The organism is Thioalkalivibrio sp. ALRh (assembly GCF_000381425.1).
Classification (GTDB): Bacteria; Pseudomonadota; Gammaproteobacteria; order Ectothiorhodospirales; family Ectothiorhodospiraceae; genus Thioalkalivibrio.
In genome coordinates, this window is the sequence record NZ_KB906519.1 from 694,519 (window position 1) to 716,257 (window position 21,739).

Below are 21,739 nucleotides of genomic sequence, written 5' to 3' on the forward strand. Positions count from 1 at the left end.
GGATGCCCGGCCACTAACGGTGCAACCTCCAGACCCACTCATGACCGACACCCTGCCCAAACTGCCCACCCGCACGGCCGGCCCCGAGAGCTTCCCGCATCGCCAGCCGCGCAGCCTGCGCCAGTGGTGTCGAGCGCTCCCGTCGGCCGACCCGGACTCGGCCTTTTCCCATCTGCGTCAGGCCCTGAGAGAACTGAACAGTTTCGCGCTGCAACCCGGGGTTCGTTACTCGCTGATCACCCTGCTGGAGGAGCCCCTGCTGCCCTTGCTACAGCGGACCGGGAAATCCCTTTCCCAGCGCATGCTCCCCCTGGGAGCGCGCAGCCTGAAGCGCGCGCGCGAACAGGCCGAGGCACTGGACAGCCTGCTTACCGCCTGGCTCCTGATTGCCCGTGAACACCACGGGCAGAGCGAACGCAGTGCGCGTGCGCTGCAGGCCGCCCTGGCCTTGAGCGCCGCCCAGGCCGTACACCACTGGCGCCTGTATCAACCGCTCCCGGATGACTTCTGGCAGCGTACCTACGCCCTCCTGTCATGGGCACGCGCACAGAACCTCGCGCAGGCACAGCCGCGCGACGAGCCTCGCTATGGGCCCCTGTCCATGTCCCCGGTCGAGACCCTGGCGGCACGTCTGATGCTGCTGGGCGGCAGCGACCCCAATGCCCTGGAGGTGGGCGAGGTCGACCTGCTGGCTCGCTGGCTGGACCGTCTGCCGCTGTCCTGCGCCGAAGGGCTGTCCGCGACCCCGCACCCCGACCTCCCGGTCCTGTGTGCGGCCCTCGACAGCGCCCACCCTCCGGGGCTGACACTGCGCGAGCACGCGCGGCTGCACGGTGACTGTTGTGTCGAACTCGGGCCGGTGCTGGAGCAGCTGCGAGAGGCGCCTCGCCGCCTGGAACCGCACCGGCGCCCGGACGAGCGCAGCCTGACCGAACGCCTGCTGCGGCTCTGGTCGCAGCTGCCCACCCGCCAGCATTCGCGCGAAACCACCGAGGGCCAGCACCGCCTGTGCCTGTTGGGGATCAAGCGCATCCAGCACTTCCTGTGCGAGGAACTGGAGGAACGAAAGCGCGACACATCGCATACGCCCCTCCCCAGCGGGGTCACCCGGGACACGGATCGGGTGGGCGTTTACCACATGTCCACCGCCGCCGAGCGCGGCTCGGACTTCGCCCTGGTGGATGCCGCGAGCCCACACCGGCCACCGTCGGAACTGCGCAAACTGGCTGAGGGACCGCCCGATACGGCCGCAGCCGCCTGGGAAAACGTCGGCCGCGGGCTGGAGAGTGACCGTCCGGACGAACCCCGCACCCCGATCACCAAGCGGCACCCCCCCGAGCAATGGACCGTGGACGACATCGGGGCGGGCGGACTGCGCCTGCGGCTGGCCCAGCCCCGCCAGTCACTACTGATTGGCGACCTGGCCGCCCTGCGCCACCCCGACGACCACTACTGGACCATCGGGGTCCTGCGCTGGATCCGCTACGAAAGCGACATCGAGATCAGCATCGGGGTGGAATTTCTCGCCGAGCGCGGCCTGCCGGTGCAACTGCAGGAGTACCGCAATGGCCGCGCGGCCGGCCCGGCGCACCCGGGTCTGTTTGCCTCGCTGCGCAGGGATCGTGGCGGGGCGGCGCTGTTCATGCCGGCCCAGGTGTTCGACCACGAGAGCCGCGTCGTATGCTGGCTGGCGGGCCGCCCGCGTGTCCTGGCACTGGACAGCGAGCGTACCGGTACGACACTGTTTACCGAAACTGGCTGCCGGATGACCGATCTGACGCTGGGAGAACCGCCTCCCGATGACATGGAAGCCAATGAAGCGGTGACTGACCAGGCCCAGCCCGGGCTGTCGCTCACACCGCGCGAACGCAATAATGGACCCGCATGAGCGAAACCATCCGAATCCTCTTTGTCACGGCGAATCCGAACCTCGCCGAGCAAGTCATCAGCAGCATTCGTACGCGGGGTAGCGCGGTACGCCCGGAGCAGGTCGAGACCCAGGACGACCTGATCAACGCGCTGGAGAACACGCGACACGACGTGGTCGTATTGATCGAGCCCGGTCTCGTGCTCTCGCGAGAGGTGGTCGATACGGCCCTGCGCGACAGTGGGCGCCGCATCCCGCTGGTCCTGCTGACCGAGCGTCCGGAGCCCGAGCGTGTCCTGGACTACGAGGCCGGGAGTTTCGCCGTGGTCGATCACGAACAGGTGGAACTGGCGAGCCTGATGGCCATCCGCGCGGCCGAACAACGGCGCCTGCGCCAGCGTGTCCAGCGTCTTGAGGCCTCCCTGCACGAGTCGGAGAACCGCTGCCAGTTGCTGCTCGATAACTCGCGCGACGCGATCGCGTATGTCCACGAGGGCATGCACCTGTACGCCAACGCCTCCTGGCGCGAACGCTTCGGTATCGAGGATCCGGACGAGGTCGACGGGCTGCCACTGATGGACCTGGTCACGGCCGATAACCGCGGCGAGATGAAGGCGCTGCTGCGCCGCTTCCAGAATGGCGAGGAAGGCGATACGGCTCGCGCCCACTTCCACCTGCAGAGTATCGATGGCCTGCCATTCGAGGCCGACCTGCGCCTGTCCGCCGCAAGCGTGGAGGGCGAGGCCTGCACCCAGCTCCAGCTGGAAGCCAGCCAGGAAGACCCCGAGCTGGCGGAGCGAATCGACTTCCTATCGCAGCGCGATCTGGTCACCGGTCTGTACAACCGCCAGCACTTCCTGTCCACAATCGAGAGCGCTCAGACCCGGGCCGAGGAGACGGAGAAACCCTTCGCCCTGCTGACCTTGGCAGTCGACCGCTTCGCGGAGATCCGCGCGAAGGTCGGGATGTCGGCCGCCGACCTGCTCCTGGCCGACATGGGCAAAGTCATCGAGGATCATTTCCCCGAACCCGCCATTGCCGCACGTCTGGAGGGCGAACACTTCGGTGTCCTGGCGCCGGAGACCCGCCGCCAGGAGGTCGAGGAGCGCATCCACAGCCTGATGCAGGCCGTCACCGGGCATGTCTTCGAACTCAACCAGTCGTCGACCAACTGCACCCTGTCGGCCGGCGCCGTGATCGCCGACGAAAGCGCCCCCAGCACGGAGGATCTGCTCGACCAGGCCCACCGGGCGCTGGAGGAGGCGGTCGAGGCCGGCGGCGGCGTCCATCGCTTCTACCACCCGGCCGAAGGCGAGCTGACCCAGGGCCAGGCCGACCAGCAGTGGAAGCTGCGCATCCAGGACGCCCTGGACCATGACCGCCTGGAGCTTCGCTTCCAGCCGATCGTGCATCTGCACGGCAACGACCGGCCGCGCTATTCGGTGTTCGTGCGCCTGCGCGACGCCGACGGCCACCTGCACGAGCCATCTGCCTTCCTGCCTGCGGCCGAACGCACGGGCATGGCCCCGGCGGTGGATCGCTGGATCGTCAAGACCGCGCTGGGCGAACTCGCCGGGTGCCTGAAGGCTCAGCCCAAGACCCAGTTTTTCCTGAAGCTGGGCACCGGCTCAATGGGCGACCCGACTGTGGTCAGCTGGCTCAACGATGACCTGCACGCCCTGCGCATCCCGGCCGACAACGTCGTGGTCGAGCTCAAGGAGCCGACCGTGGTCACCAACCTGAAGCCGGCGATGAAAGTATCGCGCGGCCTGGTCGAGATGCACAGCCACCTGTGCATCGACGACTTCGGCAATGGCCTGAACCCTTTCCAGTTGCTGCAGCACCTGGAGGCCGATCACATCAAGCTCGACCCCTCGTTCGTCGAGGGGCTGGCGGAGAACGAGGAAAACCAGGAGGCGATCCGCGAGTACGTCGACGCGGCGCACGCCAAGGGCAAGCAGGTGATCGTGCCGCACGTCGAGGATGCCAGCGTGCTCGCCGTACTGTACGGGCTGAACGTCAACCTGGTGCAGGGGTACTTCATCCAGTCGCCCCTGGCCAAACCGACGTTCGACTTCGAGGCGACCTGACCTAGGGAGACGCTGATTCAATCGCACGTCCGCGTTGGTGCCCCCTGTTTTCCGAGACAAGGCGCGTCGTGCAGCGGGTAGTGGTTCTACCCGCCCGTTTTTGATGAATGCGGGGCGCAACGCAGGATCGGGGAACAGGGGGCACCAACCCCACAAGCCATTGAAGGCAGGGGCTCGGCCGCCCGTTGTTATCAAAAACGGGCGCGCGCACGGCGTTGCGGTTCCCTTGTGCAGAACGACTGCACCGCAGTCACCGCGCCTTGTTCGCACGCAAAAGCGACTCGAGCGCGGACGTGCGATTAAATCAGTGTTTCCCTAGCCTATTTCGACCAGAAGTTCAGGTCCTCGAAAAAGCCCTTCACGCCATCCAGCCAGGAGTGCGCCTGCGGGCTGTGCTTGGTGCCGCCCGCCTGAGTCGAGTCCTCGAACTGGCGCAGCAGCGCTTTTTGTTCCTTGGTCAGGTTGATCGGGGTCTCCACGGTCACCCGGCAGATCAGATCGCCGACACCCCCCCCGTGCACGGACTGCACGCCCTTGCCACCGACGCGGAACTGCTTGCCGGTCTGCGTCTCGGCCGGCACCTTCAGCTTCACCCGGCCGTCCAGGCAGGGGACCTCCAGTTCGCCACCGAGTGCGGCGGTGGCGAACGAGATCGGCACCTCGATGTGCAGATCCGATCCGTCGCGGCGGAACAGCTTGTGCGGCTTGACCCGCACCTGCACGTAGAGATCCCCCGGCGGGCCGCCGTTGACCCCGGCCTCGCCCTGACCGGCCAGGCGAATGCGGTCACCGCTGTCGACCCCGGCGGGGATCTTCACGTCCAGCGTGTTCTGCTCCTGCACCCGGCCGTTGCCATTACAGGCCTTGCAGGGGCTGGCGACGATCTTGCCCGAGCCCTCGCAGCGCGGGCAGGTCTGCTGCACCGAGAAAAAGCCCTGCTGGATGCGCACCTGGCCCACGCCGTTACAGGTCGGACAGGTCTCCGGCGAAGTACCCGGTTCGGCACCCGAGCCGTCACAGGCCTCGCAGGAGACGGTGGTCGGGATGCGGATCTTGACCTCGGTGCCAAATACGGCCTCCTCCAGGGTCAGGTCCAGGTTGTACTGCAGGTCGGAGCCGCGGAATGCGCGCGAACCGCGCGCGCGGCCACCGCCACCCCCGAAGATGTCGCCAAAGATATCCTCGAAGATGTCCGAGAAATTGGAGGCCCCGGCACCACCACCAAAGCCCCCGGCCCCACCATCGACGCCGGCATGTCCGTAGCGGTCGTAGGCTGCACGCTTCTGGTCGTCACTGAGGACGTCATAGGCAGCGCGCGCCTCCTTGAACTTGGCCTCGGCCTCCTCGTCCCCCGGATTGCGATCGGGGTGGTACTTCATCGCCAGGCGGCGAAAGGCCTTCTTGATGTCGGCGGCCGAGGCGTCCTTGGCGACGCCCAGCACCTCGTAATAGTCGCGTTGTGACATGGTCATTTCCAGGTAGATCGTTCGCGCGAACGCGGAATGCCTTCACGCAAACGCCCGGAGTCACGAGTACCCCGGGCGCGGCGTTCAAACAGGACCGGAAGGACGCGAAGCCCCGCCGGCTGCGGCATCAGCCCTGCTTCTTCTGGTCGTCGTCGACTTCCTCGAACTCGGCGTCCACGACGTCGTCGGCCTGCTGTTCGCCACCGGCCTGCTCGGCCCCGGCCTCGCCTGCGGCATCTGCGCCCTGGGCATAGGCCTTCTCGGCCAGTTTGCCGGAGGCCTCGGCCAGCTTCTGGGTGGACTGTTCGATGGCCTCGACGTCGTCACCCTCCATGGCCTTCTTCACCTCGGCGACGGCCGCCTCGATCGCGGAACGCTCGTCGTCGGAGACCTGGTCACTCAGGTCCTTCAGCGACTTCTCGGCCGAGTGCACCAGGGCATCGGCCTGATTGCGCGCGCCGACCAGCTGCTGGAACTTCTTGTCTTCCTCGGCGTGGGCCTCGGCATCCTTGACCATCTGTTCGACTTCCTCATCGGACAGGCCGGAGGAGGCCTTGATCACGATCTTGTTCTCCTTGCCGGTCGCCTTGTCCTTGGCCGAGACGTTCAGGATACCGTTGGAGTCGATATCGAAGGTGACCTCGATCTGCGGCACACCGCGCGGCGCGGCCGGGATGTCCTGCAGGTCAAAGCGGCCCAGCGACTTGTTGGCGCTGGCCATGTCGCGCTCGCCCTGCAGCACGTGCACGGTCACCGCGGTCTGGTTGTCGTCGGCGGTGGAGAACACCTGGTTGGCCCGGGTCGGGATGGTGGTGTTCTTCTCGATCAGCTTGGTCATCACGCCGCCCATGGTCTCGATCCCGAGCGACAGCGGGGTCACATCCAGCAGCAGCACGTCCTTGACGTCACCACCCAGCACGCCAGCCTGCACCGCGGCACCCACCGCAACGGCCTCGTCCGGGTTCACGTCCTTGCGCGGCTCCTTGCCGAAGAAGGACTGCACCGCTTCCTGCACCTTGGGCATGCGGGTCTGACCGCCGACCAGGATCACGTCATCCACCTCGGAGGCGGACAGGCCGGCATCCTTCAGCGCGACCTTGCACGGCTCGATGGAGCGCTTGACCAGGTCGTCGACCAGGCTTTCCAGCTTGGCGCGGGTAATCTTCAGCGCCAGGTGCTTCGGCCCGGTGTTGTCGGCCGTGATGTACGGCAGGTTGACCTCGGTCTGCTGGCTGGAGGACAGCTCGATCTTGGCCTTCTCGGCGGCCTCCTTCACGCGCTGCATCGCCAGCGGGTCGCCCTTGATGTCGATGCCCTGGTCCTTCTTGAATTCCTCGACCAGGTAGTCGATCAGGCGGTTGTCGAAGTCCTCGCCACCCAGGAAGGTATCGCCGTTGGTCGCCAGCACCTCGAACTGGTGCTCGCCGTCCACCTCGGCGATCTCGATGATCGAGACGTCGAAGGTACCGCCACCCAGGTCATACACGGCGATCTTGCGATCCCCGCGCTGCTTGTCCATGCCGTAAGCCAGCGCGGCCGCGGTCGGCTCGTTGATGATGCGCTTGACCTCGAGCCCGGCGATCTTGCCGGCATCCTTGGTCGCCTGACGCTGGGAGTCGTTGAAGTAGGCCGGGACGGTGATCACCGCCTCGGTCACCGTCTCGCCCAGGTAGTCCTCGGCGGTCTTCTTCATCTTCTGCAGCACACGCGCGGAGATCTCCGGCGGGGCCATCTTCTTGCCCTGCACCTCGATCCACGCATCACCGTTGTCGGCCTTCACGATGTTGTAGGAGACGAGCTTGATGTCCTTCTGGACCTCGCCTTCATCGAACTTGCGCCCGATCAGGCGTTTGGCCGCAAAGATGGTGTTCTGCGGATTGGTAACCGCCTGGCGCTTGGCGGACTGGCCGACCAGCACCTCGCCATCTTCACTGAACGCGACGATGGACGGGGTGGTGCGGGTGCCTTCCGCGTTCTCGATGACCTTGGCCTGGTCGCCTTCCATGACGGCGACGCAGGAGTTGGTGGTCCCGAGGTCGATACCGATGATCTTGCCCATGGCTGAATTCTCCTGATGCGAAAATTTTTGCTCGGCAGAGAACGACTCTCTGCCAACTTGTACGGGAATCTGGGGCCCCGGGCCGCGTTTTCAAGGGACGCCGTGTCACGCGCCCCGAAAACGGCCCGGAGAGACCGGGTCAGGCGCTCTCGTCGATGTTGGGCGAGGTGGGCGCCTTGGAGACCACGACCATCGCCGGGCGCAGCACACGGTCCTGCAACAGGTAGCCCTTCTGCATGGTCGCCACCACGGTATTCGGCGGGTTCTCCGGATCTTCCTGCATGGACATCGCCTGGTGGCGTTCCGGGTCGAAACGCTCGCCGGTCGGGTCCTCGGCCTGGATGCCGAACTTCTCGAACACCCGGTTCAGGTTTTTCAAGGTCAGCTCGGCGCCCTCGATGATGCGCTCGACATCCTTGGACTCGCGGGCGGCCTGCAGGCCCATCTCCAGGGAGTCACCCACCTCCAGCATCTCGGAGGCAAACTTTTCCATCGCGTACTTGTGCGCGTTCTCCAGCTCGCGCTCGAAGCGCCGGCGCTGGTTCTCCAGCTCCGCCTGAGCGCGCAGGGCCTGGTCGCGGCGTTCCTCGGCCAGGGCCTCGAGCTCCTGGAGGCGGGCATCGACACCCTCAACGGCCTCGTCGCCCTCGGGCTGGGTGTGCTCCGAATCCGCGGCCTCGAATGCTTCCGCCGGTTCCTGGGGTTCACGCTGATCGGACATGTCTGCCTCGTAGAATCGGTGAAAAAGTAAAACGCATGCCGGACCCTACGGGCGGCACACGCGGATCAATTCGGTTTTACTATCGGGACTCTGGGGGCACCCTGCGCGGTTTCAAGGGCGTCCGACTATTTCGTGTCGTGGACCGGGTCGCCAAGCGCCGAACCCAGCAGGCGCGCGGTCACATCCACAATCGGAATCACGCGATCGTAGGACATGCGCGTAGGCCCGATCACCCCGAGCACGCCGACCACTTCCCCGTCGACACTGTAGGGGGCGGTGACCACCGAACAGTTCTCGAACCAGTCGAGCCCGGACTCGCGCCCGATGAAGATCTGTACCCGGTCGCTGCGGATGCACTGATCCAGAATCCCGAGGATCTCGCGCTTCTCGTTGAATGCCTCCAGCAACTGGCGCAGGCGATCGATGTCCGCCAGTTCCTCGTAGCTGAGCAGGTGGGTCTGGCCCGCCACCACGACATCGTCCGGGTCTTCGCCGGCCACGGCCTTCTCGCCCAGATCAATGGCCGCCAGCATCATCGCATCGAGGTTCTCGCGCACGTCGCGCATCTCGCGCAGCAGGGCATCGCGCACCGCGTGCAGGCTCTTGCCAGCCAGGTGTGCGTTCAGGTAGTTGGCCATGCGCTGGAGGTCGTCCTGATCGAAGTCGCGCTCGAGCTCCAGTACGCGGTTCTGCACCTCCTTGCCGTCGATCACCAGGATCGCCAGCACCCGGCGCTCGCCCAGGCGCAGGAACTCGAGCTGGCTGAGCGCCACGTTACGGTGGCGCGGCAGACGCACCATGCCCGCCATGCGCGTCACCTGCGACAGCAGGTTGGAGGTCGCGCCCATCAAGTCCTGGGTGGTCGCGTTCGGGTCGAAACCCGACTGGATCGCGCGGATCTCCTCGACCGTTGGTTCGCGCACCTCGAGCAGGCTGTCGACGAACAGGCGGTAGCCGCTCGCGGTCGGGATCCGCCCGGCGGAGGTATGCGGCGCCTGGATCAGGCCCAGGTCCTCGAGATCGGCCATCACATTGCGCACCGTGGCCGCGCTGACCTTGAGCCCGGAGGTGCGCGCGAGGGTGCGCGAGCCGACCGGCTGACCGTCGCGGATATAGCTCTCGATCAGGGTCCGCAGCAGGGTACGGGCCCTGGCATCCAGATTGATCGCGGCGTTTTCCATCGGTGATCAGCGCTCCATGGGGGCGAGTAACAATGCCCAGTGTTCGATCCGCACCGGGAGACGTCAAGAAACCGCGGATGCAGTCCCCCGCCCTTTTCCGGATAATGCCGCCATGATGCCGGAATTCAAGACGATCGGGCTGGTGGGCAAGACCAGCGACTCGCGCACGGGCCCACTGGTGGCACGGCTAGTGGAGCTGCTGCGCTCGCGCGGCCGCCAGGTCCACATGGAGCAGGACATCCCCGGCTTCGACCGTCCGGACGACATCGCCCTGCTCCCCCTGGTCGAACTCGCCGAGGCCGCCGATCTGCTGGTCGTAATCGGCGGCGACGGCACGTTGCTGGCCACGGCCCGGCGGATTGCCGACAACGAGACCCCAGTACTCGGCATCAACCTCGGGCGGCTGGGCTTCCTGGTGGACGTCTCGCCGGAGACGGCCTGCGAGGAGCTGGGCGAGGTCCTTGATGGCGCGTACGAGCTGGAACCGCGCGCGATGCTCGAGGCCGAGCTGATCCGCGACGGTGTCACCATCCACGAAGGCATCGCGCTCAACGACGTGGTGCTGCACGTGCTGAGCGTGGTGCGCATCATCGAATTCGACACCGCGATCGACGGCATGGACATCGGCCGCCTGCGGGCCGACGGGCTGGTCGTGGCCACCCCCACCGGCTCCACTGCCTACGCCCTTTCCGCTGGCGGCCCGATCCTGACCCCGCAGCTGGACGCGATGGTCATGGTCCCCGTCTGCCCGCACAGCCTGAACCACCGCCCGCTGGTGGTCAGCGGCCGTTCCACGGTGGAGATTCGCCTGTCCAGCGGGAGCCGGTCGCCGGCCCAGATTGCGCTGGATGGCCAGGAGAACATCGACTTTGCCCCCGGCGATCTGGTGCGCATCCGCCGCCGCGAGCGCAACCTGACCCTGATCCACCCGCGCGAGCACTACTTCCTGCGCGTCCTGCGCACCAAGCTGCGCTGGGGCGAGCAGCCCTGATCCCGCCATGCTGCGACTGATCAGCATCCGCGACTTCGCGATCATCGACCGGCTGGAACTGGAGCTGGACACGGGCCTGAGCGCCCTGACCGGCGAGACCGGGGCCGGCAAATCCATCCTGATCGACGTGATCGGCCAGCTGCTGGGCGACCGTGCGGATGCGGGCATGGTGCGCGAGGGGGCCGAGCAGGCCGACCTGTCCGCGGAGTTCGCCCTGCCCGACACGGGCCCGGCCAGCACGTGGCTGGCGGAACAGGATCTGGCGGACCCCGATGACGACGCGGTGCTCCTGCGGCGGGTCCTGACCCGCCAGGGCAAGAGTCGCGCCTGGATCAACGGCCGCCCGGTCGCGGTCGGCCAGCTGCGCACGCTGGGCGAGTGGCTGGTGGACATCCACGGCCAGCACGCCCATCAGCAGCTGCTGCAGCGCGACACCCAGCGCCACTGGCTGGACGGCTTCCTCGAAGGCGACCGCGTGCCCCGCGTGCGCGAGGCCCATCAAGCCTGGCGCGAGGCCGCCCGGGCGCTGGAGCAGGCCCGCGAGAGCCAGGCCGACACCTCCGACCGCCTCGATCTGCTGCGCTTCCAGACCACCGAGCTGGCCGAACTGGCCCCGGTACAGGACGAGTACCCACAACTGCTGGTCGAGCAGAACCAGCTCGCCCACGGCACCGAGGTGCTGAGCGCGCTGCAGGCCGCCAGCCAGCAGATCGAGGACGACGCCGGACTCGATGCCCAGATCGGCCATGTGCTGCACGCACTGCAGGACGCCGCGCAGCACGACGAACGGGTCAACCCGGCTGTCGAGTTACTGGAATCCGCGCGCATCCAGATCGACGAGGCTGGCGACACCCTGCGCCGGCTGGCCGACGGCATCGAACTGGACCCGGAGCGCCTGGCCGAGCTGGACCAGCGCGTCGGCGAGTACCTGCGCCTGGCGCGCAAGCACCGCGTCGATCCCGAGGCCCTACCGGGCCTGCACGACGAACTGCAGACCGAGCGGGACGCCCTGGAGAACGGCGACCAGACCCTCGAGGCCCTGGAGGCGCGCGAACAGGAGACCCGTACCGCCTTTGATGCGGCCGCCAAGGCGCTGAGCCAGGCCCGCCAGCAGACCGCCAGCCGCATCGGTCAGGCAGTCACCGACACCATGCAGGAGCTGGGCATGGCCGGCGGCCACTTCGAGATCGCGATCGAGCCCGCCGACAAGCCGCAGGCGCACGGCGTGGATCACATCGAGTTCCGAGTCGCCGCGAACCCCGGCGCTGCCCCCCAGCCGATGGCAAAGGTCGCCTCCGGCGGCGAGCTCTCGCGTATCGGGCTCGCGCTACAGGTGCTGGCCAGCCAGCAGCAGACCGTGCCCACGCTGATCTTCGACGAGGTCGACAGCGGCATCAGCGGCGCGGTCGCCGAGGTCGTCGGGCGCAAGCTGCGCACCCTGGGCGAGCGCCATCAGGTGCTGTGCGTGACGCACCTGGCGCAGGTCGCCGCCCAGGCCCACCAGCAGCTGGAGGTGCAGAAGTCGCACGGCCAGGACGGCACCCGCACCGCCATCCAGCCCCTGGACGACGAGCGCCGCGTGGAGGCCCTGGCCCGCCTGATCGGCGGCACCCAGCTCACCGAGACCACCCGCACCCACGCCCGCGAACTCCTCGCCGCTGCTGGATAATCCGGCACTCAGACCACAAGGCAAAGCGTAGGATGCGATGAGCGCAGCGAATCGCTTCAAGCGTGGAACCTGCTTCAGCCCCAATGATGCGATTCGCTGCGCTCATCCGCATCCTACACCCCGCGCGGATCGTGGAGCGGACGCTACAGAATCACCACCAGTGAGTGGGCCATACGGTTCAGGGCCGCGCCGGCCAGGTGCCGTCCGCCAGATGGCGCGCGCCGGGCGGCAGGCGTGGCATCCAGTAGACCCAGAGGGCCGCCGGGCCTTCCTCGGTCCAGGCGGGCACCAGGGCACGGCGATACTCCCCGCGGCCGTCCGCGCGCACGCCCTCGAGGGCATCGATGTGTGGCAGGGTCCGTGGCGGATCGGGCAGGCGAATCCACTCGCCGTGCACAAGCCCCTGCGTCCCCTCCGGGACTGGCTGCGTCAGACCCCGAAAGCGGTGCTGACGCCCCGCGTCACGGGCCGGGTCCTGACCGGCCTTCAGGAGAATGCTGCTGCCAGGGACCTGCACGGCGGGATAGCCCACGGGCAGGTCATAGATCGACCCCGCGATGCTGGCCGTACGAATCCGGAGGGCCCGCGCGCAGAATGCGCGGTGGTTGGCGAAGCCCTGCTTCAGCGTCCCGTACACGAACAGGTCAACAAACGCCGCCATACCGATGCCTACTCCTGCGAGAGCCGTACCACCGGGCGCCACAGGCGCGCGGACTCCGGCACCTGGCCGGGCCAGTCGACCACGTAGTCGATCAGGGGGAGATCCGGGGCATCACACTCTCGGATGACCCTTCCGGCCACCGAGACGCGGGCGCGCTTGACCGTCTCCGGATCGCCGGTCAGCAGAGGGTGCCAGGTGGGCAGCGGCTGGCCCTCGAAGCGCAGCCGGTAGGCGCAGGTGGGCGGCAGCCAGTGGTAGTTGGGCAGGTCTTCCAGGGTGAGCTGGATACAGTCGGGCACGAAGTTGCGCCGGTTCACGTAGTCCGAACAGGCGCCGGTCTCGCAGTCGAGCAGATCGCAGGCCAGCCAGGTAAAGGCCAGTTCGCCCGAGTCCTCGTCTTCCAATTTGTGCAGGCAGCAGCGGCCGCAGCCATCGCACAGGGCCTCCCACTCGGCGTGGCTCAGCGTCTCGAGCGGGCGCTCCCAGAACGGGACCGGGGCCCCGTCGACTGGATCACTCATGATCCTCGCCGAGCATGCGCCGTCCTTCATCACGCAAGCGACTCACCGTCTGGGCCCAGCGCTCCTGGGTCACGAAGTGCATCAATACACGTCCTCGGCGCGGCACCATGATGGCCAGGCCACGATCCGGATAAAGCCAGTAGCTGTGGTCGGAATCGATCTGCATGCGCTCGGCCGGCTCGCCAAAGCGTTCCTCCAGGACGTCGTGGGTCCAGCGCGCGCGGGGGATGTAGCTCATCTCGACGATCGGCACATTGCCCAGTGAACTGAGTGCCTCGTCGCTCAGCCCGTAGCGCCATGCCCCGCTGGGCATCGGCCGATCGGAGGTCGTCTGGGACTCGATGCGATCGAGGTCGGCCTCGTCCAGATCCGGGCGCAGCACCAGGTTCGTCTCGAATGGCGGGATGCGCGCGTTCACGTAATAGGCCTCGACTGACCGACTGCCGTCCGGGTCCACGAACAGGCGGATATCCGGCACCGGCAGACGGCCCATCTGGTCCGCCATGGTGGATTCACCCAGCGTAATGCCCAGCACGCGGGTGCGCTGTTCGTCGATCACCTGTACCTGCCAGGGCAGGTCGGTGAACTGCTGGGTACGCTGACCGCCCGGGTTGGAATAGACCCACATCGCCAGCGCCATGATCACGGCCATCGCGATCAGTCCCACGATCCAGCGTATCTGCATGCCTTGCACTCCCCGACGCGAGGCGGCCCCGACGCGCCGGCTCTCGTATAATGCCGGCCCTCCCGTTGACCACCGGATGACAGCCCGCCATGTTCTCACGTTTGTCCGCCTGGATCACCGCCCGCTCCGTGCCTGCCGGCAGTGCCGGTCGCATCGTCGTGCTGGCCCCGAAACAGACCCTGCTGGCCGCCGGCGACTGGCTGGACGACCTGGCCAGCAAGGCGGGCCCGCTAACGCTCGGCGTAACCGATGCCGAACGCGATGGAGACTTGTCCGACCCGGGTGATGACCGGCCCGCAGTGGCGCTGCCACCGGACCTGGCCCGGGAGCGCCTGGCACGTCTGCAACCACGGGCCGTGGTCGTCATCGGCCCGGTTGGCAAACTGGGCTCGCCACTCGCCGCGATCACCGCGCCTCGCCTCTGGATGAACGCCGAGGGCGACGCACCTGCCGGCGTCGAGTGGGCCGGGATCTTCGCCGCGCGCGATCAGGCCTGTAACGCGCCCGGGACACAGGTGATCGGCGACCCGATCGCGGGGGCTGTCGAGCTGCCCCCGGCCCCGGCGCCCGACACGGACTTCTGCGAACGCTTTCGCGAATACCACGAGAAGGGGCACCCCATCCTGCTCGCCCCCAACACGGGGCCCGGCGAAGAGGCCTTTGCGTTCGCGGTGCTGTTCGCCGTGCTGCGCAAGACCGCCGCGATCCTGCTGCTGGCGCCGGCAGACCGCGAACGCCACGAGCCGGTGTACCGCGACGCGATCAAGTACTCACTCCCGATCATCCGCCACAACCGCTTCATGACCTCCTTTGTGCCGCGCAAGAACCGGGTGTACTACATCGAGGATCCCGAGACCCTGCACTCGGCCTATGGCTGCGCGCACATCACCCTGCCTGGCGGCACACTGGCCGCCAGCGAGACGCCGCCGGACCTCGGGCTGCCCCTGGCCCACGGCAGTGCCGTCGTCTGCGGCCCGGCGGACGACCCGGCTCGGCCGGATGCCGCCACCCGCCTGCGGATGGCCGCCGAGCACACCGGCCTGGTCTCGCGCGGCAGCACGCCGGAAGAGGTGGCCGACGAGGTACTCGCACGCCTGGCCGAGGGCCGGACCGCACAGGATCGACGCGATGATCTGACGCAATGGCAGCAGCGCCAGGCCAATGCCCGCTCCACCGTTCGCGATGCCCTGACCGGCAGTCTCGCCAACGCATGAAGCGTCTTCCAAGTAATTGATCTATAATCTTCAAGACGTTCATTTAACGGATTCACCCGATGATCGATGGCAGCGCGTCCCTGACGGGCATCCAGAACGGTGTCACCAGCCTGCGCCAGCAGGCGCATACGGTGGCCACCGAACCGGCCGGCGGGCGCGAAAGCACAACCGCACAGGTCGGCATGATCGCGAGCCAGAATCAGGTCGAGGCCTCGGTGAAAACCCTTCAGGCCGAAGATCGCATGATCGGCTCGCTGCTGGACGTGCGCGCCTGAGACGGCGGAATCCGGGAGGCGGACGATGGAAGTCCCAGTCAGCAATCCTTCGGCGGCAGTCCCGCTCGGCACGCGGCCGACCGGTTCCGATCGCCTGGGACTCGGCCAGACCTCGGCACCCGCGGAGTTTGACCGCCCGCTGAACGACCCCGAGGCCGGCGAGGCCCGCCGCCCGATCGAGGACGATGCGGAGCAGGATAGCGATCGCCGCGGTGGCGATCAGAGTGACCGCTCACTGGAGTTCGGCGCGCGTTCCGAACAGGAACTGTCGAGCCGAGCGCGCATCAGCGCCGAGCAGGAGGCGGCCCGCATGCGCCGCGATGGCGACACGCAGGACGATTCAGCGATTCGTGATGGCAGTTCGCTGGGACAGGACGGCGTCGAGGCCTTGCGCCGCCGGGTGGAACTGGCCGTGCGCCTGGCAGGCCCCACCGAGGAGCCACGGCGCGAACTTAACGTGGTGGTCTAGTAACGCCACCTGAAGCACCAACCCCGCCGATTATTGCAGCCGCGTCACCGGCTGCCCCTGGCTTTGTAACCACTCGCGAGCCTTCTCGCCCGCATGCAAACGCTCGTCGGGAGACAGCTCCCGGGCCACGCGCTCGCGATAGCGGGCTGCGTTGGCCACACCCATCTCGGCGGCGATCGCGTACCACTTGAACGCCGATACGTCCGAGCGCTCCACGCCCTCGCCCATCGCGAACAGCCGCCCCAGATTCGCAGCACCCCGGCCCTCGCCGCCCTCGGCTGCCAGCAGATACCACTGCGCGGCCTGCTCGGCGTCCTGAGGCAGCCCGCGCCCCTCGTCGAATTTGAGCCCGAGATTGAACATCGCCTGGGCATTGCCGCGCTCGGCCGCTACGTGAAACCAGCGGGCGGCCTCGTTGGCATCGGGGGCGACGCCATCGCCCTGCTCGTAGAGGACGGCGAGATTGAAGGCCGCATCCGGAAAGCCGGCCTCCGCTGCCCGGCGGTACCAGCGCGCGGCCGCTTCCGGATCGCGCGGCTGATATTGCCCCTCGTCGGCCAGGACGCCCAGGTTATAGGCGCAGCGGGCATCGCCAGCTGCGGCACCGGCGCGCCAGCCGTCGATCGCGGCCTCGATATCGCCGCGCCCCCAGGCCTTGCGGGCCTGCTCCACGAGGTTTTCCAGTTCTGGAGTATCAGCCATCGTCTGTCCTGCGAACCCGGTATTGTCCGGGACCCTCCGGGTAGTAGTGAGTTCACTTTAACGCCCCCTCATGTAGAGGGCGATTTGGCACACAGTCTTTCGTGACGGCCGGCACAGCCAGGGACGCGCCGAAAAATCGGGTCGAACTCATAAAAACGGTTGTTGTCCCCTGCACGGAAAGCAGAGTGTTTTCACGCACGACTCACCCAAAGCCTTCGGACAACGAGGAGAGGCATTATGAAACGATCCACTGGAATTCTGGCGACGCTCGCAATCGCCCCGTTCGCCCTGCTGGTCGGCTGCGGCGAAGGCGACATGGACATGGAAGAGTTCGAGCAGCAACAAATGGAGCAGCAGGAACAAGGTGGTGGCGAGCCGATGCAACCGCCGGCGGATGAGGGCATGCAACAGCAGCAACCCCCGCAGGAAGGCGGCCAGATGCCGGATGAAGAAGGCAGCATGGAACCGCCCGCGGACGAGGGTGGCGAACAGGACTTCTAGTCCTGTCACCTGCCTGAAGCACGCAAAAGGAGGGGCCAGGCCCCTCCTTTTTTATGTCCGACCGACTGCATCGAACACCGCAAACAAAAAGGGCAGCGACAATGGCCGCTGCCCTTCTGGATCAGAAAACCTGACAACTAACGATCAGTTGTCGAAGGTGTCTTCCATCTCTTCGCCAGCATCTTCCATCGAATCGCCGGCATCATCCATGGCGTCATCAATGTCTTCGCCCGCCTCTTCGGCCGGGCCCTGGTTGTCACAGCCGGCGAGGCTGGCACCGCCCAGCGCCAGCATCAGCGCCAGGAAGAAAATCGTCAGTCGAGACTTGTTGAGCATCGGTTCGCTCCTTTACCGGAAAATGGATCCTTCTCGTAGATAGTCCAATCGGCGACCTCTGTCGAGGACCGCCGCTTGCTGGACTCGGGCGTTGGGACCATCGGCAAACCGGAATGATCGCCGCTCCAGGCACCTGCCCTGCCACACTGTGATCGACGTCCGGTTTTTCGGCGGGCCCGGTGGCAACCGATCAGAAACGGGCATTCAGCGAAACGAACAGCCGCCGGGGCTCGTAGATGTTGTTGTAGACATTGCTGAAGGTGGTTTCTCCGGTGTCCTCCCGGGCATACGGCCGGTAGTCCTTGAAGTCCTTGTCGAAGAGGTTGTAGATCGTCGCGTTCAGCGTGACGTTCTCGGAGATGTGGTAGGCCGCACCGACGTTCACCATCGTGAACCCGTGGAAATCTCCCAGGGCATCGTAGGCGCCTTGCGCGCTGCCACCGTCCTGCGGCTCGTGATAATTGCGCGGGCGGAAGGCGCTGGAGCGGTACTCGGCCTCGGCGAAGGCCTCGACCCGCGGGGTCGCCTGCCAGTCCAGTCGGGCATTGAGCATGTGCTCGGGCACGCTGGCCAGCGGGTCGCCGACGTTGCTGGCGGCGGTCCCGCCCCGTTTTACCTCGCTGTCCGTCCAGGTGTAGTTGGCCGAGAACGCCCAGTCGGGTGCGAAGCGGTAGCGCGTCGAGAGCTCGAGCCCCCGCACTACGGACTCGCCAATGTTTACGTCGATGCCTTCATTGGCCCCGGTGCCACGTTCGATCTTGTCCTTGAGCTCGTTGCGGAACACGGTCGCCTGGGCCGAGAAATCCTGGCGGTTGTCATAGGCGACAGTGAACTCGACGTTGGTGCTGCGCTCGGGCTCCAGGTCCGGGTTGCCGAACAGCGGCGTGGAGCCACCGTCGCCATAGCCGATCACCCCGCCGGTGATCTGCTCGATATACGGGGCGCGAAAGCCCTGACCGATCCCACCCTTGAGCGTGACGGTGTCCGTCGCACTGAACACCCCGTACAGGCGCGGCGTGATCTGACTGCTGAAGTTTTCATTGTCGTCAAACCGCAGACCACCGGTCAGGGTGAACCGGTCGGTCATGAACCACTCGTCTTCGACGAACAGGCTGTACTGCCAGAAAGACAGCGAATCCGGCAGGATGCCGTCTTCCAGCTTCGGACGCAGATACTGCCCCCCGACCGTCAGCACGTGGTCATCCAGATACGTGACCACCTGAGTATCCAGGATCGTGGTGTCCAGCCGGAGCGTTCGCGGCGCGCCTTCGCGCGAGGCATCCGGAACGGCCCCCTCGTTGATCGTACGCCCGAGCGTCTCCACCCGATCCTGGGTCAGGGTGGTCTCCCAGGTCCCGAAGTCGTAATCGCCCCGATGGCCGAGACGCACCTGATCCCGCTGGAACTCGAGGTCGCGCGAATAGCCGCGCAGGAAGTCCTCGCGTGAATCGCCCGTGCCCGTCAGGCGCCCGAGCTGTCCGCGCGAGTTGTCATAGCTTTGTCGCGTGGTATCCAGCCGCAGGGAGAATTCATCCTGCGCATTGGGTGTGAACAGCAGGCGACCGCCAAAGGTCTCGACATTCGCGCTCGTCGGGTTCTGCCCCATGGTGCGGTTGTCGGTCAGGCTGGGCTCGGTGCCGGGGATGTCGATGCTGGAGGCCGAGCGCTCGTACAGACGCGTATACAGCTGCATGGACAGGCGTTCGTCCACCAGCGGGCCGGCAAGATAGCCTTCCAGGGTGGAGTAGCCGCCAAAGTCGGAATCCGACTGGAACGTATGCCCCAGCGTTGCGGAGCCCTCCCACTCGTCACCCGGCTGGCGGGTGATGATGTTGACCACGCCCCCGATCGCGTCGGAGCCATACAGGGTGGACATCGGGCCGCGAATCACCTCGATCCGCTCAATGGCTGCGACCGGCGGAATGAACACGCTGGAGGCATCCGTAAATGCATTCGGGGCCACGGTGCCGGAGACGTTCTGGCGCACACCGTCGATCAGCACCAGGGTGTATTCCTCGGGCAGGCCGCGCAGGCTGATCGTCTGATTGCCGGTCTTGCCGCTGCGGGCATCCAGCGAGCGCACGTTCACCCCTTCGACCCCGCGCAGTGCATCCGCGAGGCTGGTGACCTCGCGGCGCTCCAGCTCTTCGCGCGTCACCACGGAGATGCTGGCCGGCGCCTGTTCGAGATCCTGCTCGAAACCGCCCGCCGTGATGACGACCGGTGCCAGGCGTTGTTCTTCCTCTGGCGGGCTGGCCTGCACCGCCTCCTGGGCGTGGACAGCCGAAACAACGAACGGAAAGCCGAGGGCGGCACTGGCGATCCCGGCCAGCAGCGGTGTCTTGCGGGTGGTTTCGAGCATGACGCAGTCTCCCTGGTATCAAGGTCGACCCCTTCGCGGGGCCGGGAGGCTGGCTGGCTCGAACCGGGTTCTCGCTGGCTGGCGTTCGGGTTGTGAAAAGACCTATTTGGTCAGAATCAGCTTGTCGTTGGCGGTCTGGCGTAGGGTGTACCACTCGCCCCGGTGCCGGATACGGATCTGACGCGCGGCACCGAGCAGGTCCTCGCTGGCCACCTCGCGCGGGCCGGCGGCCAGGCGCGAGGATGATGAGCCGATGGTTCCGTCTCGTGTGTTCACCGCTCAGCCTCCGGTTCGGAGACAAAGGCCATGCGGGTCACGCCCGACTGGCGCACCTCGGCCATCACCCGAGCCAGCCGCTCGTAGCGCGTGTCCTGGTCCGCGCGCAGATAGATCGCGACATCGGGCTGCTGATCGACCGTCTCGCGCAGGCGTTCCGGCAGGCGGCTCAACGAGACCGGACTATTGTTCCAGTAGATCTCGCCATCCCCGTCCAGCGAGAGCGTAACGCTGTCCGGCAGCTCGTCTGCGGGCTCGCTGGTCGCCTGGGGCAGCTCCAGCTCCACCGAGTGGGTAATTACCGGCGCGGTAATGATGAAGATCACCAGCAGCACCAGCATCACGTCCACGAGCGGGATCACGTTCATATCCGACATCGGCTCGTTGCTGTCGCCCAGACGTCCGAAGGCCACGCTTATACCCCCTGGGGCAGCCCGGCCCCGGCGGACGTGCCAGCCTGGGCATGGTGGTCAGGTGCCGTATCTGAGCGGCGCGCCTGTCCCGGCTGCAGATCCGAATGCATCAGCAGCGCATGCAGATCGTGGGCGAAGGCCTCCAGCGTCTGGTGCTGCAGCCTCTGGGCGCGGTTGAATACATTGAAAAACGCCACGGCGGGGATCGCGGCCGCCAGGCCCGCCGCCGTCGCAATCAGCGCCTCGCCAAGCGGGCCGGCGACCAGGTCCATGGAGACACTGGCCTCCGTCGAGATATCGATCAGGGCCGCGTGGATACCCCAGACCGTACCCAGCAGCCCCACGAACGGTGCCAGACTGCCGACCGAGGCCAGAATCGTATTGCCCGCCTGCATGCGCAGGTTTTCGCGATCCATCGACTGGCGGATCATGCGCACCACGTGATCGTCCAGCTGCTGCTCGGCCTTGTCGCTGCCGTCGCGCACGCCGCGATAATGGTCGAACGCGTGGTAACCATCCTGCGCAATCGAGGCGAGCGGCCCCCGGCAATCGCCCGCGACGTTGCGAAAGCGCCGAGCGCTCTGGCTCTCCTCGAACGCGGCCAGCGTCCGGCGGTTTTGCCGGCGCACGCCCAGCAATGTGAAGAACTTGCCGGCCGCGATCGCCCAGGTGGCGATGGACATCACCAGCAGGGTCAGGAACACCCCGACCAGCAGCGGGTCGCCGTGACGGAATACATAAAAGACGTCGAAATCACTCATGGCTCTTGGCACTCGGCATTGCGTTTGATGGGTGCGGCTGAAAAGAGGCAGGCCGCCTTAGCGCAGCTGGAATTCCATCGGGACCACCACCTCGGCCTCGACGGCACGACCACCCCGGCGCGCCGGCTCGAATCGCCAGCGCTCGACGGCCGACAGCGCGGCCTCGTCCAGGCGGTCGTAACCACTGGACTCCTCGACCTCCCAGCGGACCGGTTCGCCTTCGGGGGACACCGTAACCCTCAGCATCACAGTCCCCTCCTCGCGACGACGCTGCGAGATACGCGGATAGTCGGGCGGCGGGTTATCCAGATAATCCGCTCCGAACCCAGGCTCCTCGAACGGCTCATCCTCTGCGTCGAGCTCACCCGCCGCGCCCTCTGAGGCGGCGTCCGCCGCATCTTCAAAGTCCGTGTCCTCGCGAGAGTCCGCTCCCGAATCCTTGGTCTGTTCTGGTTCTGGTTCTGGTTCTGGTTCTGGTTCTGGTTCTGGTTCTGGTTCTGGTTCTGGTTCTGGTTCTGG

At 66.6% G+C, this 21,739-nt stretch carries 22 protein-coding genes; 8 read left to right on the forward strand and 14 right to left on the reverse strand.

Annotated elements, in window-relative coordinates:
- Window positions 1–40 precede the first annotated feature (40 nt).
- Entirely contained in the window at window positions 41–1,888 is a 1,848-nt protein-coding gene (locus F791_RS0103290; RefSeq protein ID WP_018174587.1) for a hypothetical protein, read from the forward strand.
- Window positions 1,885–3,957, forward strand: a complete 2,073-nt coding sequence (locus F791_RS0103295; RefSeq protein WP_018137745.1) for an EAL domain-containing protein — start codon at window positions 1,885–1,887, stop codon at window positions 3,955–3,957. The genes F791_RS0103290 and F791_RS0103295 overlap by 4 nt, the downstream gene beginning before the upstream one ends.
- 320 nt (window positions 3,958–4,277) lie before the next feature.
- Here the strand turns inward: F791_RS0103295 and dnaJ are convergent, their stop codons facing one another.
- From dnaJ to hrcA, 4 genes are all read right to left on the reverse strand, one after another.
- Window positions 4,278–5,429, reverse strand: a complete 1,152-nt coding sequence (dnaJ, locus tag F791_RS0103300) for a molecular chaperone DnaJ (RefSeq protein WP_018137678.1) — start codon at window positions 5,427–5,429, stop codon at window positions 4,278–4,280.
- A 121-nt stretch (window positions 5,430–5,550) separates the two neighbouring features.
- Window positions 5,551–7,482, reverse strand: coding sequence for a molecular chaperone DnaK (dnaK, locus tag F791_RS0103305; protein WP_018137677.1), 1,932 nt, complete (start codon window positions 7,480–7,482; stop codon window positions 5,551–5,553).
- A gap of 139 nt (window positions 7,483–7,621) precedes the next feature.
- Entirely contained in the window at window positions 7,622–8,203 is a 582-nt protein-coding gene (gene grpE, locus F791_RS0103310; protein ID WP_018137676.1) for a nucleotide exchange factor GrpE, read from the reverse strand.
- Between the two features lie 125 nt (window positions 8,204–8,328).
- Window positions 8,329–9,384 carry a heat-inducible transcriptional repressor HrcA gene (hrcA, locus tag F791_RS0103315; RefSeq protein WP_018137675.1) on the reverse strand — a complete coding sequence of 352 codons (1,056 nt, stop codon included), beginning with the start codon at window positions 9,382–9,384 and terminating at the stop codon, window positions 8,329–8,331.
- A 112-nt stretch (window positions 9,385–9,496) separates the two neighbouring features.
- Between hrcA and F791_RS0103320 the strand changes: the two genes are divergently transcribed.
- A complete protein-coding gene (locus tag F791_RS0103320) occupies window positions 9,497–10,375 on the forward strand; it encodes an NAD(+) kinase (protein ID WP_019592175.1) in 879 nt (292 codons plus the stop codon).
- 7 nt (window positions 10,376–10,382) lie between these two features.
- Window positions 10,383–12,044, forward strand: a complete 1,662-nt coding sequence (recN, locus tag F791_RS0103325) for a DNA repair protein RecN (protein WP_019592176.1) — start codon at window positions 10,383–10,385, stop codon at window positions 12,042–12,044.
- Between the two features lie 178 nt (window positions 12,045–12,222).
- On the opposite strand, the gene F791_RS0103330 is transcribed toward recN, so the two are convergent.
- Genes F791_RS0103330 through F791_RS0103340 form a run of 3 tightly spaced genes read right to left on the reverse strand, consistent with a single transcriptional unit; the run spans window position 12,223 to window position 13,911 of the window.
- Window positions 12,223–12,705 (reverse strand): gamma-glutamylcyclotransferase, encoded by a 483-nt coding sequence (locus F791_RS0103330; protein ID WP_018137672.1) that lies wholly within the window; start codon window positions 12,703–12,705, stop codon window positions 12,223–12,225.
- A gap of 8 nt (window positions 12,706–12,713) precedes the next feature.
- Window positions 12,714–13,226, reverse strand: coding sequence for a YcgN family cysteine cluster protein (locus tag F791_RS0103335; protein WP_018137671.1), 513 nt, complete (start codon window positions 13,224–13,226; stop codon window positions 12,714–12,716).
- Complete coding sequence (locus F791_RS0103340; RefSeq protein WP_018137670.1) at window positions 13,219–13,911, reverse strand: hypothetical protein; 693 nt, start codon at window positions 13,909–13,911, stop codon at window positions 13,219–13,221. Before F791_RS0103340 ends, F791_RS0103335 begins: the two co-directional genes overlap by 8 nt.
- Window positions 13,912–14,000: 89 nt before the next feature.
- Here F791_RS0103340 and F791_RS0103345 point away from each other — a divergent pair, with 89 nt between their 5' ends.
- From F791_RS0103345 to F791_RS0103355, 3 genes are read left to right on the forward strand one after another with little or no spacing between them, the layout of a single operon-like run.
- Window positions 14,001–15,125 (forward strand): hypothetical protein, encoded by a 1,125-nt coding sequence (locus F791_RS0103345; RefSeq protein WP_019592177.1) that lies wholly within the window; start codon window positions 14,001–14,003, stop codon window positions 15,123–15,125.
- A gap of 59 nt (window positions 15,126–15,184) precedes the next feature.
- Window positions 15,185–15,400, forward strand: a complete 216-nt coding sequence (locus F791_RS0103350; RefSeq protein ID WP_018137668.1) for a hypothetical protein — start codon at window positions 15,185–15,187, stop codon at window positions 15,398–15,400.
- A gap of 25 nt (window positions 15,401–15,425) precedes the next feature.
- Window positions 15,426–15,869, forward strand: a complete 444-nt coding sequence (locus F791_RS0103355; protein WP_018137667.1) for a hypothetical protein — start codon at window positions 15,426–15,428, stop codon at window positions 15,867–15,869.
- 30 nt (window positions 15,870–15,899) lie between these two features.
- Here F791_RS0103355 and F791_RS0103360 read toward each other — a convergent pair whose 3' ends face one another.
- Window positions 15,900–16,571 carry a tetratricopeptide repeat protein gene (locus F791_RS0103360; protein ID WP_018137666.1) on the reverse strand — a complete coding sequence of 224 codons (672 nt, stop codon included), beginning with the start codon at window positions 16,569–16,571 and terminating at the stop codon, window positions 15,900–15,902.
- 237 nt (window positions 16,572–16,808) lie between these two features.
- On the opposite strand from F791_RS0103360, the gene F791_RS0103365 reads away from it, so the two are divergent.
- A complete protein-coding gene (locus F791_RS0103365) occupies window positions 16,809–17,072 on the forward strand; it encodes a hypothetical protein (protein WP_018137665.1) in 264 nt (87 codons plus the stop codon).
- A 144-nt stretch (window positions 17,073–17,216) separates the two neighbouring features.
- Here the strand turns inward: F791_RS0103365 and F791_RS0103370 are convergent, their stop codons facing one another.
- The 6 genes from F791_RS0103370 to F791_RS0103395 all read right to left on the reverse strand — a co-directional run bounded on the left by F791_RS0103370 (window position 17,217) and on the right by F791_RS0103395 (window position 21,529).
- Entirely contained in the window at window positions 17,217–17,408 is a 192-nt protein-coding gene (locus F791_RS0103370) for a hypothetical protein (RefSeq protein WP_018137664.1), read from the reverse strand.
- 190 nt (window positions 17,409–17,598) lie between these two features.
- Window positions 17,599–19,770 (reverse strand): TonB-dependent receptor domain-containing protein, encoded by a 2,172-nt coding sequence (locus F791_RS0103375; protein WP_019592178.1) that lies wholly within the window; start codon window positions 19,768–19,770, stop codon window positions 17,599–17,601.
- 102 nt (window positions 19,771–19,872) lie between these two features.
- Window positions 19,873–20,046, reverse strand: a complete 174-nt coding sequence (hemP, locus tag F791_RS13410; protein WP_018993783.1) for a hemin uptake protein HemP — start codon at window positions 20,044–20,046, stop codon at window positions 19,873–19,875.
- Window positions 20,043–20,459, reverse strand: a complete 417-nt coding sequence (locus F791_RS0103385) for a biopolymer transporter ExbD (RefSeq protein WP_018993784.1) — start codon at window positions 20,457–20,459, stop codon at window positions 20,043–20,045. The genes hemP and F791_RS0103385 overlap by 4 nt, the downstream gene beginning before the upstream one ends.
- A gap of 2 nt (window positions 20,460–20,461) precedes the next feature.
- Entirely contained in the window at window positions 20,462–21,220 is a 759-nt protein-coding gene (locus F791_RS0103390; RefSeq protein WP_018993785.1) for a MotA/TolQ/ExbB proton channel family protein, read from the reverse strand.
- Between the two features lie 57 nt (window positions 21,221–21,277).
- Window positions 21,278–21,529 (reverse strand): energy transducer TonB, encoded by a 252-nt coding sequence (locus tag F791_RS0103395; protein ID WP_051075330.1) that lies wholly within the window; start codon window positions 21,527–21,529, stop codon window positions 21,278–21,280.
- Between the last annotated feature and the right edge of the window lie 210 nt (window positions 21,530–21,739).